We start from the raw sequence: 15,285 nt of genomic DNA, 5'->3' as shown, positions 1-15,285 counted from the left end.
GCCGTTCGCTTATCCAATAATTCTTTTTCGCCGGAAAGTTTCCACGTGGCTGAACCAAATTTTGCAGAACATTCATGGGACTACCTGGAACGCGGAAGCGTCCTGGTGGTGACACTCAGCGGACCGGCCAATGTGCGGTTGATGGATCCGGAGAATTTCGCTGCATTTGAAGACGGTGAAAAATACGCATTCCACGGTGGAATCGCTCGCCGGGCACCCTATCGGCTCAAGGTTCCCCATTCCGGTCCCTGGTTCCTAGCCATTGATCTTGATGGCTTGCCTGGCCGAGGCGTGCGCCATGAAGTCAGCATCGTTCCACCGCAGAAACTCGAAGAACGCAGAGCCTAGGGACCGGCTCCGAGCTCCAGGATCAAAAGCCCACCCCGGGAAAAGCAACGCGCAAAAACCAATAAAAGCTACTGGTTCTTGCGCGTTGCCTTGGATCTGTGCCTGTGGTGCAGGCCTGGTCGATCAGGCCGCTGCAGTTACGGAGTTACGAGTACTTCCGCCGCGGTATCCATGTGGGCGCTGATGACCGCGGCAGCCAGGGTTTCCAAGGCAGCACGAACTGCAAAGATATCCCTGATCTCTTTTACGTCCAGGCTGCGTACGGCCAGCCGGCCTCGCCGGCCAGGTGCAACCAGGCCCTCCTGCTGCAGCTGGCGCAAGGCTTCGCGCAAGGTGCCACGGGAAATGTTCAGCATTTCGGGCAGCTCGGTTTCCACCAAGTGCTTTTCTGGTGCCAGTTGACCGGTGATGATGGCTTGGCGCAAAGCGGTCAGAGCCTGTTCCCTCAAGCTCGTTTTTCCAAGCCCTGACAAAGGCATTGGTTCAGCGGCCATGGTTGCACCGTCGAATGAGCCTTGCGGGCAAGCCACCTGTCCATGAATAATCTGGGCAACAGGAAGTGCCCTTGGTTCTTTCGCATCATGTCCATTGCCACGCGATTTCAACAACTTGGACGCCAGGGTGCCGTTGACCGGTTGGCTGGCGTTCCATCAATACGGCGAAGGCCGCTCCCCCCAACTCAACGTTGGTGGAGCGGCCGTTGCCACTGCCGGCAATCATGCGCAAATTTTCATCCGACGCGCATTCTCGCGGCCATGGATGCAAATTACTTTGCTACTGCCTTGCCATTCTTCAGCTCGCGGTTGGCTGGAATATCTGCCCATGCGCCGAGCCCGTTATCGCCATAGTTGTAGTCGACCGTTGCCGAGTCGCCCTTGATGTCCAGCTTCACGGTTGGGCCCAGGGTGCCACCGCGAACGAAATTGTCCTTGGTGCCGATGGTGTCGATGAATGACTGCACCAGACCACCAGGCATGACGTAGTGCGAGTATGCCTGGAATTGCCCCGGGTGCTGATTATAGTCAGGAGCGAAAGGGCTGCCTGCGGCAAAGTTCAGGTTCGATGGACTGCCCAATGCCAGGCCCGAACCACGGTTCAGCGGCTGGTAATCGCTGCGGATGCCGTTGCCGACGAAGCCATAGACGCCTTCTGGGCCATCGATGCCAGCGGCGAAGGTGGAGCGGTGGCTAATGGTGAACAGGTAGTACTTTCCATCCTGCATGTAGATCTGCGGACGTTCGGTCTGGTCGGTGACGCAGTTAGCAGACAGGATCGGCGGCAGGAACTCCCACTCGGTCAGCTCCTTGTTCTTGGCACGGGCCAGGCCGACGTTGCCGATCTGGTAGGTTGCGCCGGACTTGTTGACCTCTTCCACGGTTTCGCCGTTGGTTTCACCCTTGCGGTAGCCAAGGTCTTCGGAGGTGCACTTGGCTTCGTCGCGCTTCTGAGCGGTGTTGCCCTCGAAAACCATGTAGGTTTCGCCTGGATGCGCTGGATCCTCAAAGGTGAATGGATCACGGAAGTTGAAGTACGAGTTCTGCTCAGCAGTCTGGTAGTACTTTCCGTCTGCTTGAAGCAGTTCCGTGACCTTGTTGAAGCCGGTGAGCTTCACGCCATTCTTGTTCGAGTGGACGTGGCCAACGCTCAATGCGATGCGCGGGTCGTACGGCTTGATGTCCTTGCCGTCCTTGTCGCGGTAGAACGCAACGTCGGTGAAGAACAGCTTGATTTCGCCATTTTTGGTTACTCGCGCCGAACCGGACCACTGGGTCTGGTGGCTGAAGGACTGGTCTTCGAAGATCTTTCCGGTGACGCCCTCGTCGAAGACCTGGCCGCCATAGGTCCAGCCACCATCTTCAGGACGCTCATCGGCAGGAACGCCGGCTGGACGGTAGAAGTATCCGATGCGCGCGTACTGGTGTCGCTCATCGAAACCAAGGTCGCGATCAGCAACCAGCGAGAAGATGATCTCCTGGCCATTAACGCTGTACTGGTTGGCGTGCTCGTCAGTCAGTGGCCAAGTATCCCAAACCCAGACTTCCTCGTTGCTCATGTCAGGGAAATCCTGGGGCACGGTAGGCATGGTGTACTCCTTTGGCATGGAGTTTTCACGCGATCCCGCGTTCGGGTCGGACATGGCCTTGATCTGCTTTGCATCGGCACGGGTCCAACGCGAGGTGAAATCGTCGGTGGGGCTGTACGCCTTCTGGGTGTGCTCGGTTGGCTGGGGGAAGCCAGGCACTGGTTCGGTGGCAGCCATGGCTGGCCCCGAAATCAAAGTTGCTCCGAGCGCTCCGATGCTCAATGCTGCGGCAAGAATGCCGCGTTTGGTGCGTTGCTTGTTCACGATTGTTTGCCTTTGTTCGATATGGAATCGGACAATCTCTCGTACCGCGACACACGCTCTCTCCACAGTCGAATCTAAGGAGTTGCATAGGTTCTGTCAATCAATCCAAAACGTTTTGGAAGCAGGATCACATTTTTTAGGAAACCTTACGAAATCTCCATCACATTGTTTGCAAAACGTTTTGGACGTTCGCTAGCGTGAATAGTGGTCACTCGTAGTGACGCACGATCTCTCCCCAAAAATTTTGCGACGACGCAGACGCGCCGTTCATTTAGCCTGGCGTTCGAACCCGACCATTGGAAAGAGCGATGACAGAACCACAGCCCAGGAACTCCAGAAAGCTTTTAGCGATAGCTGTACTGTGCTTGGTGGTGCTCGGAGCGGCGGCGACAGGGCAAATCCTGTGGTCCAAGCCGGATGCTTCTTCGCCCGGCGCGGTACCGCCCACCCAGGTTGATTCGAAATTCCAGCGCCCTGGGGCCTGGTCCGAATATCGTCCGGCAACCCACCTCACGCCTGGGCAAAACTGGATGAACGACCCGCAACGCCCCTTTTTCCTCGACGGCCGGTGGCACTTCTACTACCTCTATAACGCTGATTACCCTGCGGGTAATGGGACCGAGTGGTATCACGCCACTTCCACTGACCTCGTTCATTGGAAAGATGAAGGCGTGGCCATTGAAAAATACAAGAATGGCCTTGGCGATATCTGGACTGGCAGCGCGGTGGTCGACACCGAGAACACTGCCGGCTTTGGCAAGAACGCGGTGATCTCCCTGGTAACCCAGCAGGTGGATGGCGTGCAGCGCCAGTCGCTGTTCTATTCGACTGACGGCGGCTACTCTTTCACCTCCTATGAGGCCAACCCTGTGATGGACAACCCCGGGGTCGAAGCCTGGCGCGATCCAAAGGTCGTGTGGGATCAAGAACGCAGCAGATGGCTCATGCTTCTGGCTGAAGGAAGCAAGGTCGGCTTCTACACGTCCAAGGATTTGAAGTCCTGGGACTACCAGTCGGGCTTTGAAACCACGGGCTTGGGCATCGTCGAATGCCCTGACATATTCCAAATGCCAGTGGACGGAGACCCTGAACGCACCACCTGGGTCTTGGGCATCAGCGCCAACGGCACAAGCTCCGGACGAACCACGGGCTATGCCTATTGGACCGGTTCCTTTGATGGCAAGAACTTCACTCCCGAGGAAAAAGACCCGCGTTGGCTCGATGCCGGCTCCGACTTCTATGCAGCAGTTACCTGGGAAGGCCCAGCGGCGCACACACCTCCGGAGCACCGCTACGCGATGGGCTGGATGAATAACTGGGCCTACGCATCAGACCTGCCTCTGGGCGATTGGTCCGGCGGAACCATGTCCACGGTTCGACAGCTCTCGCTGCGAGACGTTGAGGGGCACCCCCAGCTATTCTCGGAACCCATCGGCGCCCTGGACGAGCTGGAAGGCGACCCTGCAATGACCCCGCCTCAGCTGGCGACCGAGGATCAGGTCGCTCCACTGGGCAAGCCAGAATCTGACGCCTATCGTCTTCATGTTGATCTCGCGCAGGATCCGACGGCTCCATCCGAAGAAACCCGAGTTGAGCTGAAAGACGCCCAGGGCGCGTCCGTCATTGTTGGCTATAGCTTCAAGGACCAGAAGCTGTTCCTAAACCGGGACAAGGACAAGGTTGCTGGCACCATGCCCGAGACTTACCGCGAGATTCGCAGCGAGCAGCTTCCTGCGCACAACGGAAAGGTCTCCCTGGATATCATCGTGGACACGACCTCCGTGGAAGTTTTCGCGCAGGATGGGCAAGCGGCGCTAAGCTCCACTGCCTTCCTGGCCCCCGGCGGTCACGAGCTCACGGTCAAGTCGCTCGGTGGCACTACAGAAGTGAGTGAATCAACCACGACGCCGTTGGCCGTAGCCGCAACCCAACGCCAATAAGACCTAGCCCTTCGGAGCCTTGACTGAATCTCGTTGAACCAGCTGGCAAAGCAATCGTTCTGCCTTGTGGGCGTTTGGCTCGGCCGCTGCTTGGGCAAAAAGCTGTGACACAGCCCAATGGCCCATCTGGTAGTGCGGCAAGGCGATAGTAGTCAGGTTTGGGACTAGCGCCTGGGTGATCAATTGAAGATCATCAACGCCAATGACAGATAGGTCCCCGGGAATCGACAGCCCAAGATCATTGGCTGCTTGATACACGCCCATCGCCATTTCATCGTTAAAACAGAAAATGGCGGTGGGCCGGTTTTCCCGGTCAAGAATGGCACGACCGGCTTCCCGGCCACCCTTGGCATCACCGGTGGACGCAGAAATCCAGGCCTCATTCACTGGCAGACCGGCCGCCTGAATGGCCGAACGATAGCCAAGCTCGCGGCCCGCGGCGGCCGGAACGTTCTCCGTCACCGTTGCAAACCCAATGCGCTCATGGCCGACACCGAGCAGATGGCCAGTTGCATCCAGGCCGATTTGCTGTTCATCGGGAACCACCGATGAATATTTCGATTCGGCGCTGGAGGCATTGGCCAGCACCACCGGGATCCCGTCGAGCTCCCGGGGAACCGTGACCGATTGATGGGACATTCTCGCGTAAACCAGGCCATCGACGCGGTGGTCAAGCAATGTTCGTATGCCCATCAATTCACGTTGTGCATCCCCGGTGGAATCCAGCGCAAGAACCACGCTCTCATGCTCTGCGGCTGCATCTTGCGCGCCGCTGATGATCAACCCGGCATAGGGAGTGACCGCAATCGTGTCGCTCAGCAGACCGACGTTGAAGGTTCGAGAACTTCTCAGGCCCCTGGCCCGCAGATCCGGGGAATATCCAAGCTTCTGGGCGATCTCCAGGACCCGCACGCGGGTTTCCGGATTGATGGCGCGCGCCCCGCTCAGCGCATGCGAAACCGTTGTGGGAGAGACACCTGCGGCGGCGGCAACATCTCGGATGCCTACCCGGGCAGACTTTCCGAGCTTATTGTCCATGCTTTATTTTTTCACATTCCCTATTAGCGCGTTAAACCGAAAATAAACCGGCCGGGGCAATTTTTTTATTGCTCTGAAAGGCGCTGTCCTAAAGATTGGCGGTGCCGCTCAAAATGACCTCGGCACGGCCGCCAACCCACAGTTGCTCGTCCTGTGCGCTGATGAATATTTCTCCGTTGCGTCCCATCGCGCTTCCCTGGCCAGCAATGTACGGAGCTGTGGCACGGCCAGTGGCAATGAGCCATTGTGCAGCTGAGGCATTGAGGCTTCCAGTCACGGGATCTTCACGCAGCGGTTCGGTGCCTTCGGTGAAGAAACCACGGACTTCAAAGGCTTTTTCTGAACCTTCGGGGTGTGCACCTATAACGCCGATATCCCATCGTCCAGGATAATTTGAGGCATCGGGCCACAGGTCCAGCACGCTCTGGGCACTATCCATCAGAACACCAACCCAGCCCGGGCCATTATCCAGCCACTGCATATCAAGAACCCGTGCCGGATCCGCGCCAAGGATGTCCAAGAGCTCATCAGCTAATTGTGGATCTACCGGTCCAGACCGCTGGAGTGGTGGCGCGGCGAAGGACAACAGGTCTCCTTCAATGCGGATGGGCACTAGCCCTGCTTCGCATTCTTGAATAATCATGCCGTCGTTTGCAGGCACTCCCCCGGCATCCAACCAGGCACGAGCCGTACCCAACGTCGGGTGCCCGGCAAAGGGCAATTCAAGGTTCATGCTGAAGATCCGCACGCGATAGTCCGCTCCGGAAATGGTGGGCGGAAGCACGAAGGTGCATTCAGACAGGTTCGTCCAGACCGAGAATCGCCGCAAGGTGGCATCATCCAGCTCTTGCGCGTCCAGTATTACTGCCACGGGGTTGCCCAGGCAGGGATCCGAGGAGAAGACGTCCACCTGGCTAAAGCGATAGGTCATGGCTGAAATCCTACTGCGGCTATCGCAGGAAATGAATTTACCCAGGGTGGATTCCAGTGAGCTGTCTTTCCGAATCGAAGCCCGGCCAGCCTGGTCAATAGGCTCCCGCGGGAACCCCACCGACGTGCTTTTGGCTCTGCGAGGAGCACTCTGCCTTCTGCGTTGGCCTCATCCGATTTCGAGTGCAGGTCGAACAGCCAAGTTCCCGCGCCAGCGGCTGCTTTGGAAAATGATCTTGATTTTCACTTCAGGTTGACCGGAGCAACGAGCTGGCTTGCAGGGCCCCGCTCGCGATACACCGCGAAAATCTGCGCCATCGCCTGATGCGAGATGGGGCTCCTTCCATGAATCTCAAAGGTCAACTCTGTAGGATCGGCTTAGTCTGCGTTATTCCCATTTCGTGCCCTCGGCTGAAATCGGCTGCTCAAGTTCTTCTCACAGCCGGTCAAGGAATAATGTAGAAGAGCAACCTTACCGTCGGCGTTTCGCGCGCCCACTCGGTTAAGACGTTTCATCGCAGTATGCAACACACAGATAGTCCAGCAGAAACGAAGGCAACACTTTGAACGGCAATGCCACCTTTAAACACCACAACGTTGCGCTTTTATCAGTGAACAGCGTTCTCGCGCCAGAGGTGGTGAGCTCAGCAGAATTTGATGAGCGGCTGGCTCCAAGTTTGAAGCGGCTGCGGCTATCCAAGAAACTCCTCGAGCGCGTTTCCGGTGTCAAGGAACGCCGCTGGTGGGCTGATGGCGTCGAGTTCGACGATGCGGCAATCCTCGCCGGCAAAAAGGCCTTGGCCCAGGCCGGCGTTGATGCCAGCGAAATCGGCCTGCTTATTAATACGTCGGTGACCCGGCGCAACCTCGAACCATCGGTCGCGTCCAAGGTGCACAATGGCCTGGGCCTGCCGTCCTCGGCAATGAACTTCGACGTGGCCAACGCATGCCTCGGATTTGTCAACGGCATGAGCCTGGCGGCAAACATGATCGACTCCGGGCAGATCAAATACGCGCTGATCGTCGCCGGCGAAGATGCCAAGGCCACGCAGGAAACCACTTTTGAGCGCCTGAACGCCGAAACGTCCACCCGCGATGACTACATGCGCGAATTTGCCACCCTGACCCTGGGTTCTGGTGCCGCAGCAGCGGTGATCGGCCCAGCCGACGCACATCCAGAGGCCCACCGCATTCTCGGTGGCGTCTCCCGCGCGGGAACCGAGCACCATGAACTGTGCGTTGGCGGACCAAACGGCATGTACACCGATACCAAGGGCTTGCTGGACAACGGCCTGGACTTGGTGGTCAACGCCTGGGATGAAGCGCACCGCACCGGATGGAACTGGAAGAGCATGGATCGCTATGTCACCCACCAGGTCTCCAAGTCGTACACCAATGCCATCATCAAGGCGGTCGGCCTGATCAAGGACCGGGTCCCCATCACGTTCTCGAAGTGGGGCAATGTTGGCCCGGCTTCGCTGCCCATGACCCTCTCGCAGGAGGCTGAATCCCTCAAGCCAGGCGATCGCGTACTGTGCATGGGCGTGGGATCCGGATTGAACACCGCGATGATGGAGATTGTCTGGTGACCGAGATTTTCCCCGGCGTCAAGGAAATCTACTCAAAATATCTGTCCGTTCCATCAACTTCCGAAGTTGACGGACAGGGCGCCACCTACCGCTGGCATGTGCTGGATAACCAGGAGGAACTGGCACAGCGCGGCATCACGCCGGTGGGTACGCTGGTCTGCGTCCACGGCAATCCCACCTGGTCCTACCTATGGCGAAGCCTGTTCAACCACGTCTCGGATCACCATCTGGCGTGGCGCATCGTCGCAGTCGACCAGCTGGATATGGGCTTCTCTGAACGCACCGGAAAGTTCCGCCGCCTCGCCGACCGCGTCAACGACCTCGGCGATCTGATTGATGCCCTGGATCTTGGCGATGGCATCACGACCGTCGGCCACGACTGGGGCGGGGTCATCTCCCTTGGCTGGGCAACAGGTCATCAGGAGCGGCTGGAACGTGTCGTGCTGACAAACACCGCCATCCATCCTGCCGGCTTCCAACTGCCTCCCGCCTTGAAGCTGGCCTCGCATCCTGCAGTCCACAGCTGGGGCACCAAAACCACTCGCGCATTCCTGCAGGTGACCCATTCGCTGGCCCAGCCTGCCCTGGCGCCACAGGTGCGCAAGGCGTTCATGGCGCCCTATACCAGCGCTGAAAAGCGTGACGGCGTAGCCAACTTCGTGGCAGATATTCCCTTTGACCCCCAGCATCCCAGCCGAGCGGCGCTGGACGGGATTTCCGAAGCGGTCCGCTCGCTCACGGTCCCTGCGCTGATGCTGTGGGGACCCGGTGACCCGGTGTTCTCCGACCGCTACCTGCGCGACCTGATGGACCGGCTGCCCCAGGCCCAGGTGCACCGCTTTGAAGGTGCCAGCCACCTCGTGGGTGAAGACCGGGATATCGCCTCCCCGATTTTCAGCTGGCTGGACAGCCAGCCCGACTCCGCTGGATCCTCCCGGGTCCAGGGTTCCGGCGAATACCGGCCGATGCTCGCCGAAATGGATTCGCGCCAAGCAGACCAGGGCACCGCGGTAGTCGACATCCATCCTCCGCGCTCGTTGTCCTGGGCCGAGCTCGGCGCACGGGTCAACGCCCTGGCCGCCGGGCTGCAGCAGATCGGCGTGAAGGCCGGAGACCGGGTGAACCTCCTGGTTCCGCCGGGCATCGAGCTGACTTCCCTGATCTATGCGTGCCTGCGTCTGGGCGCGGTGATTGTTGTCGCCGATGCAGGACTGGGCACCAAGGGCCTGGGCCGGGCCATCAAGGGTGCCGGTCCCAGCTTCCTCGTCGGAATTAACAGGGCCTTGGCCGGTGCACGGGTACTGGGATGGCCGGGCACCCGGATTGCGGCAGGAAATCTGTCCGCTGCCAAGCGCAAGGTGCTGGGCGTGGCCCATACCCTGGATGAGCTGATGGAGGCCGGAAGCAGGATCCCGGCCGATGCGCCGAACTTTGCTCCGGCCGACCCCGACGCCGATGCGGCGGTGCTATTCACTTCCGGGTCCACCGGTCCTGCCAAGGGGGTCGTGTACACCCACCGGCAGCTGGCCGCCATGCGCGATACGCTGAGCGAAACCTACAATCTGAAAGCCGGATCGGCCCTCGTTGCCGGGTTCGCTCCCTTTGCCTTGCTGGGCCCTGCGCTAGGTGCCACCTCGGTGACCCCCGACATGGATGTCACGGCGCCGCGCACGCTCACCGCCAGCGCCCTGGCCGATGCCGCCGTCGCGGTTAATGCGACCACGGTCTTCGCCTCCCCGGCAGCCCTGGCCAACGTCCTGGCCACGAAGGGCGAGCTGAACACCGCGCAGCGCAAGACCCTGGCCGGCGTCGAGCTGATGCTCTCGGCCGGTGCCCCGATTGCCGAACCGCTCTTGGCCCAGGTCCAGGAGCTGGTTCCCAACGCCAAGGTGCATACCCCCTATGGGATGACCGAGGCCTTGCCGGTGACCGATATCGATCTGGATGGCATCCGCGCGGCCGGCCACGGCAACGGCGTCTGCGTTGGCACTGCCGTAGCCGGTGCCACCGTGGCCATCGCGCCGATTGACGAACTGGGCGTGGCCGGGGATCAGCCGCAATACACCCCGAATGCCACCGGAGAAATACTTGTCCGCGCTGCGCATGTCAAGGACCGCTACGACCGCTTGTGGATCACCGAGCAGGCCAGCAGTTCCATCCCCGGATGGCATCGCACCGGCGATGTCGGACACCTCGATGATGAAGGGCTGCTCTGGGTCGAGGGCCGGCTGGGCCATGTCCTGAGCACCCCTTCCGGGGCGATCACTCCGGTGGCAGCCGAGCATGCGGCGCAGTCAGTCATCGGTGCCGGGCGCGCTGCCCTCGTGGGAGTTGGACCAGCCGGGACCCAGGCCGCTGTGGTGGTCATGGAGACCGTGCCCGCTGCGCGCAAGGCCGGACCGGCATCCAGCGAATTGGCCAGCAAGGTCAGGGCCGCGGTCGCCTCCACCGGCACCGATGTGGCCGCCGTGCTGGTGCTGCCCACCCTGCCCACCGATATCCGCCATAATTCCAAGATCGACCGTGCGGCATTGGCCCAGTGGGCCAGCGCAACGCTTGCCGGCGGAAGGATCCGCACGCCATGAGCGCAACCGAGACCTCGCTCAACGCCCGCAGGGTCCTGGTCACCGGTGCCAGCGGCATGCTCGGCGGTGCCGTGGCCCAGCTGCTGCGCGACCAGGGCCATCACGTTCGCACCTTCCAACGCCGCGCTTCGGCCGGCGCCGTGGACGAAGTCCAGGGTTCGCTGACGGATCAGAAAGCCGTGGAACAAGCCGTAGGCTCCATGGACGCTGTGATCCACCTTGCGGCCAAGGTGTCCTTCACCGGCCACTGGCAAGAGTTTGTCGATACCAACATCACCGGCACCAGCAATCTGCTCAAGGCTGCACGCAACGCCGGGATCAAGGACTTCGTTTTTGTTTCCTCTCCGTCGGTAGCGCACTTCGGGGATTCCTTGGCTGGAGCGGCAGCCGGGACCGCCAACCCGCAGCTGGCCCACGGCAATTATGCCCGCTCCAAAGCGGCAGCCGAGCTGGAGGCACTGGCCGCTGATTCTGCGGATTTCCGGGTGGCGGCCATCCGCCCGCATGTGGTGTGGGGTCCCGGGGACACCCAGCTCGTGGAACGGGTCATCCAGCGTGCCAAGGCCGGACGCCTTCCGCTGCTTGATCACGGTGCGGCGCTGATCGACACCACCTATATCGATAACGCTGCGGCGGCGATTGTCCGTGGCCTGGAGCGCATGGACCACGCGCACGGACGCGCCCTGGTGGTCACCAATGGCGAGCCTCGTCCGGTGGGCGAGCTGATGGCCGGGATCTGCCGGGCCGGGGGCGCACCAGCTCCCAAGCTCAATCTCCCGGGCTGGATGGCCCGTGGCGCTGGATCGGTCATTGAAAAGATCTGGCTGGCCGCAGGCTCACGGGGCCTGGTCCACGATGAGCCGCCAATGACGCGCTTCCTGGCTGAGCAGCTTTCCACGGCGCATTGGTTTGACCAGCGCGAAACCCATGAGGTTCTGGATTGGAAGCCTGCAGTGGGCATCGATGAAGGCCTGCACAGGCTCTCGGCCCACTATTCGAAGGATCGCGCGTAGCCACCCGCAGCGGCTTGCTGCCTAACGCGATGTCATGAAGCGGCGCCAACAAGGCGCTTGGGGCCAAACAGCGGTACCTTGAAATGATGGGCAACAAGATTTCTTACCAAGGTGAAGCCGGCTCCAACTCGAATATGGCCTGCACCCAGCGATTCCCCGACATGCAGGCTGTACCATGCGCCAGCTTCGAGGACGCCTTCGCCATGGTCGAAAACGGCGAGGCCGAGCTGGCCATGATCCCCATTGAAAATTCATTGGCGGGTCGAGTCGCGGACATTCATGTTTTGTTGCCCGAATCGAACCTCCAGATTGTGGGCGAGCATTACCTGCGAATCCGTTTTGACCTTTTAGGACTGCCTGGCAGTTCCGTTGGCGAAGCAACTGAAGTGCACAGCCACATCCATGCTCTGGGCCAGTGCCGCAAAATCATCCGAGAACACCAGCTGACCCCGGTCATTGCCGGTGACACCGCCGGTTCTGCCCGCGAAGTCAGGGACTGGAACGACCCGACAAAGCTTTCCCTGGCCCCGCCTTTGGCGGCCGAACTGTACGGGCTGGAAGTCCTTGCCTCGTCGGTGGAGGACGATCCCACCAACACCACGCGCTTCGTGGTCCTCGCGCGCAAGCAAGAACTGCCAACTCGCAGCGAGCTTCCCGAAACGGCTGTCACCACCTTGGTTTTCCAGGTCCGAAACGTTCCCAGTGCGCTGTACAAGGCACTAGGCGGCTTCGCAACCAATGGAGTGAATATCACCCGGCTGGAGAGCTACATGGTTGGCTCTTCGTTCGCCGCGACAACTTTCATGATCGATATCGAGGGTCATCCAGAAGACCTGCCCGTGCGCCTGGCCTTGGAAGAGCTGGAGTTCTTCACCTGGGAAATCAAGATCCTGGGCACCTACGCGGCCAGCGAGCACCGCAGCAGCGTTTCCGCGGCATTCGTCTAGGAGCTCAGCGGGCGAAAGCGATTCGAAAAGTGCCAGCCATCAGCCAGTCGCGCATGGTTTCCAAGACGGCAAAAAGTGCATCTCCATCCCACGCCAGAAGATTTCCAATCAATCCGCCGGCTACGATTTGGGCAGAACTGGCTCATGCGAACTAGCACATCAGCGTACACTTCGGAACAAGAAGCCAACCTGCCGACGAGGCCTACTTGTTCCAGGAATAGCGGCGCTCGGGCCGGCCCACTCCCCCGTAGCGAAGGTTCACCTGGGCCAAGTTTTCCTCGGCCAAGTACTCCAGATACCGGCGAGCACTCACCCGCGACGTGCCGAGCTTTTCAGCAGTTTCACTCGCGGAGATCGGCTCGCTTGCGTCTTTGACGATGTTTTCCACCAGCGTCATGGTTTCAGCGCTGCAGCCCTTGGGCAGCGGACGCCGATTCTGTCCACCGAGGCCGAAAAGGCGATTCACATCCGCCTGTTCCAGCTCCTGGTCCGCGGCAGCATGCAGCGGCTGGTAGGTCTTGGCGTAGTGCTTCAACCGTTCACGCAGGTCGTCCCAAGAAAATGGCTTCATCAAGTAGTGGACGATTCCACCGCGAAGGGCTTTGCGAACGGTGTCCATTTCCCTGGCTGCGCTAATGACAATGACGTCCAGCTCTGGCTGGACTTCGCGTAGTCGCTGCAGCAGGTCAAGCCCGTTCATATCAGGCAGGTGAATGTCGAGCAGGGCAAGATCCGGGGATAGCTCGGTAGCAGCCTTGATGGCATCGCTGGCAGTATGCGCTATCCCTACCACGGTGAAACCCGGCTCTTTGCTGACGAATCCGGCATGCACCTTTGCCACCATGAAGTCGTCATCGATGACCAAAACTTGGATCAAGAGTCTTGCCCTACTTTCTGAGTGTGGCGGTAAATTGTGCGCCATGGTCATTTACTGCTGTGATATCCCCGTTGCGGCGCCGGCAGACCAGCCGGCTCAACGCCAGGCCGAACCCCCGGCCTCCGGAAACCGTTGCGTCCTTGGTCGAAAAGCCTTGGGTGAAAATTTCCTTCATCGCGTCATCAGCAATCCCGGGCCCATTGTCGCTGACTCTTACGGTAATGAGATTATCGGCTTCGTGCACTGAAAGCATGATCTTCGGCTTCGGCATCTCGGCAACGGCATCCATGGCATTATCAATGAGATTTCCGACGACCGTGGTCAGGTCCCTTGCGATTTGCTCATCACCACGGCCCAGCCGGGAATCTTTTGAAACTTCGAGCAGGATTCCGCGCTCGGTGGCGACGCTTGCCTTGGCAATCAGCAGCGCTGCGATGGTCGGCTCCTGAATGTGCGCCGATACGTCTTCGAAAACCTTGCTGCGGCTGAAGCTAACGCCGTCGATGAACCGGATGACTTCCTCGTACTCCTGCAACTGGATCAGACCGGAAATGGCGTGCAGGTGATTGGCAAATTCATGGGTCTGCGCCCTGAGCATGTCTGCTGTGGCCTTGCTGTCGCCCAGTTCCTGCTCCAACAGTGTCAGCTCAGTGCGATCCCTGAAGGTCGTCACTGATCCGAGGTCCTTGCGGGCCGTTTTCACGGGCATGCGGTTGAAAACAACAACTCGTTCGCCGATGAGGAACTGGCGGTCGGGTTGCTGTTGTTGCGTTGTGAGCGCCCGGGTGACTTGTGGTGCCACATCCAGTTCGGTCAAGGTCTGGCCCACGCAGGTCAACGGAAGCTGAAGCAGTTCAATGGCAATGTCATTGGCCAGCATGATCCGGCTATCCGGGGAGACAGAAATGATGCCCTCCTTGACGCCATGCAGCAAGGCTTCGCGGTGTTCAAATAGTTCTGCGATTTCGCGTGGTTCCATGCCGCGGGTTTGGCGCCTGACCCTGCGCGAAAGCATCACCGACCCGGTAGCGCCCAAAACCACGGCAATTATCAGGGTGCTCAGCGCGCTGGGCGCAATTTCCTGGATCAACTCCCGTGTGCTGGGGTAGCTTTGCCCGGCGCTGACTATTCCGACCATTTGCCCTGTGTCATCCAGGACTGGAACTTGCGCGATGAGCACATGGTTGCCGTTACGGGTGATTTCACCCGTCCATCCCCTGCCTTCTTCCACTTTTGATTCAGGGTGCAGGATTGAGGTACCGACATCGTCGGGGTAGGTAGAAGTAATAACCGTTCCGTATCGGTCGGCCAGGATAACAAACTGCAAGCCGGAGATGCTTCGAGTTGTTTCTGCCATCGCTGGCAGAGCCGAGCCCATTTCCGGGGCCGCGCTGGGTATCAGTGCCCTGAGCAGCGGGTTGGACGCCAGGGATTCCGCTGCGGACAGGCTGCGGCGTCCTTCAATTTTTTCGAAGTTATTGGTGGACTGGGTCAGGGAAACAACCACGACACCGGCCAGGACGACGGCAATAATCAGCAATTGGAGAATCAGGTACTGCCCAGCCAAAGAAATCCGGTGAGCAAAAACGTTGCCAAGCCGTGATGCCTTTATTTCCACCACTGCGCTCCTTGTCGCTGAATCCCCGATCGCCCATCTTTGGGGCACTGGGC

At 59.8% G+C, this 15,285-nt stretch carries 12 protein-coding genes and 1 pseudogene; 6 read left to right on the top strand and 7 right to left on the bottom strand.

The window, feature by feature from the left end; genetic code table 11:
- Positions 1-45 precede the first annotated feature (45 nt).
- Positions 46-348, top strand: coding sequence for a DUF1883 domain-containing protein (locus AOZ07_RS05570; protein ID WP_060701087.1), 303 nt, complete (start codon positions 46-48; stop codon positions 346-348).
- Positions 349-506: 158 nt separating this feature from the next.
- On the opposite strand, the pseudogene AOZ07_RS05565 reads toward AOZ07_RS05570, so the two are convergent.
- From AOZ07_RS05565 to AOZ07_RS05560, 3 genes and pseudogenes are all read right to left on the bottom strand, one after another.
- A pseudogene (locus AOZ07_RS05565) lies at positions 507-842 on the bottom strand (GntR family transcriptional regulator); the annotation flags it as partial.
- A gap of 85 nt (positions 843-927) precedes the next feature.
- Entirely contained in the window at positions 928-1,068 is a 141-nt protein-coding gene (locus AOZ07_RS18730) for a hypothetical protein (RefSeq protein WP_194943811.1), read from the bottom strand.
- Between the two features lie 46 nt (positions 1,069-1,114).
- The gene (locus AOZ07_RS05560; protein WP_060701086.1) at positions 1,115-2,695 is read right to left on the bottom strand and encodes a glycoside hydrolase family 68 protein; all 1,581 of its coding nucleotides are present in this window, start codon (positions 2,693-2,695) and stop codon (positions 1,115-1,117) included.
- Positions 2,696-3,003: 308 nt separating this feature from the next.
- On the opposite strand from AOZ07_RS05560, the gene AOZ07_RS05555 reads away from it, so the two are divergent.
- Entirely contained in the window at positions 3,004-4,635 is a 1,632-nt protein-coding gene (locus AOZ07_RS05555) for a glycoside hydrolase family 32 protein (RefSeq protein ID WP_075972428.1), read from the top strand.
- A 3-nt stretch (positions 4,636-4,638) separates the two neighbouring features.
- Here the strand turns inward: AOZ07_RS05555 and AOZ07_RS05550 are convergent, their stop codons facing one another.
- The gene (locus AOZ07_RS05550; RefSeq protein ID WP_060701085.1) at positions 4,639-5,673 is read right to left on the bottom strand and encodes a LacI family DNA-binding transcriptional regulator; all 1,035 of its coding nucleotides are present in this window, start codon (positions 5,671-5,673) and stop codon (positions 4,639-4,641) included.
- Between the two features lie 88 nt (positions 5,674-5,761).
- Positions 5,762-6,604 (bottom strand): PhzF family phenazine biosynthesis protein, encoded by an 843-nt coding sequence (locus tag AOZ07_RS05545; RefSeq protein ID WP_060701084.1) that lies wholly within the window; start codon positions 6,602-6,604, stop codon positions 5,762-5,764.
- Positions 6,605-7,166: 562 nt separating this feature from the next.
- Here AOZ07_RS05545 and AOZ07_RS05540 point away from each other — a divergent pair.
- From AOZ07_RS05540 to AOZ07_RS05525, 4 genes are all read left to right on the top strand, one after another.
- Entirely contained in the window at positions 7,167-8,192 is a 1,026-nt protein-coding gene (locus tag AOZ07_RS05540) for a 3-oxoacyl-ACP synthase III (RefSeq protein ID WP_060701083.1), read from the top strand.
- Entirely contained in the window at positions 8,189-10,777 is a 2,589-nt protein-coding gene (locus AOZ07_RS05535; protein WP_084793143.1) for an alpha/beta fold hydrolase, read from the top strand. The genes AOZ07_RS05540 and AOZ07_RS05535 overlap by 4 nt, the downstream gene beginning before the upstream one ends.
- Entirely contained in the window at positions 10,774-11,790 is a 1,017-nt protein-coding gene (locus AOZ07_RS05530) for an NAD-dependent epimerase/dehydratase family protein (protein ID WP_060701082.1), read from the top strand. Before AOZ07_RS05535 ends, AOZ07_RS05530 begins: the two co-directional genes overlap by 4 nt.
- An 86-nt stretch (positions 11,791-11,876) precedes the next feature.
- Entirely contained in the window at positions 11,877-12,737 is an 861-nt protein-coding gene (locus AOZ07_RS05525; protein WP_060701081.1) for a prephenate dehydratase, read from the top strand.
- Positions 12,738-12,939: 202 nt separating this feature from the next.
- Here AOZ07_RS05525 and AOZ07_RS05520 read toward each other — a convergent pair whose 3' ends face one another.
- Entirely contained in the window at positions 12,940-13,614 is a 675-nt protein-coding gene (locus AOZ07_RS05520; RefSeq protein WP_060701080.1) for a response regulator, read from the bottom strand.
- Between the two features lie 10 nt (positions 13,615-13,624).
- The gene (locus AOZ07_RS05515; protein ID WP_236995277.1) at positions 13,625-15,232 is read right to left on the bottom strand and encodes a sensor histidine kinase; all 1,608 of its coding nucleotides are present in this window, start codon (positions 15,230-15,232) and stop codon (positions 13,625-13,627) included.
- Positions 15,233-15,285 lie beyond the last annotated feature (53 nt).

Origin of the sequence: Glutamicibacter halophytocola (genome assembly GCF_001302565.1) — a bacterium.
Taxonomy (GTDB): Bacteria; Actinomycetota; Actinomycetes; order Actinomycetales; family Micrococcaceae; genus Glutamicibacter; species Glutamicibacter halophytocola.
Note: the sequence above shows the minus strand (reverse complement) of the source record. Positions and strands in the feature narration are given on the sequence as shown.

Coding starts and splice junctions, on each gene's coding strand:
- AOZ07_RS05530 (WP_060701082.1), top strand. CDS start 10,774: ATGAGCGCAACCGAGACCTCGCTCAACGCCCGCAGGGTCCTGGTCACC.
- AOZ07_RS05555 (WP_075972428.1), top strand. CDS start 3,004: ATGACAGAACCACAGCCCAGGAACTCCAGAAAGCTTTTAGCGATAGCT.
- AOZ07_RS05550 (WP_060701085.1), bottom strand. CDS start 5,673: ATGGACAATAAGCTCGGAAAGTCTGCCCGGGTAGGCATCCGAGATGTT.
- AOZ07_RS05545 (WP_060701084.1), bottom strand. CDS start 6,604: ATGACCTATCGCTTTAGCCAGGTGGACGTCTTCTCCTCGGATCCCTGC.
- AOZ07_RS18730 (WP_194943811.1), bottom strand. CDS start 1,068: ATGATTGCCGGCAGTGGCAACGGCCGCTCCACCAACGTTGAGTTGGGG.
- AOZ07_RS05525 (WP_060701081.1), top strand. CDS start 11,877: ATGGGCAACAAGATTTCTTACCAAGGTGAAGCCGGCTCCAACTCGAAT.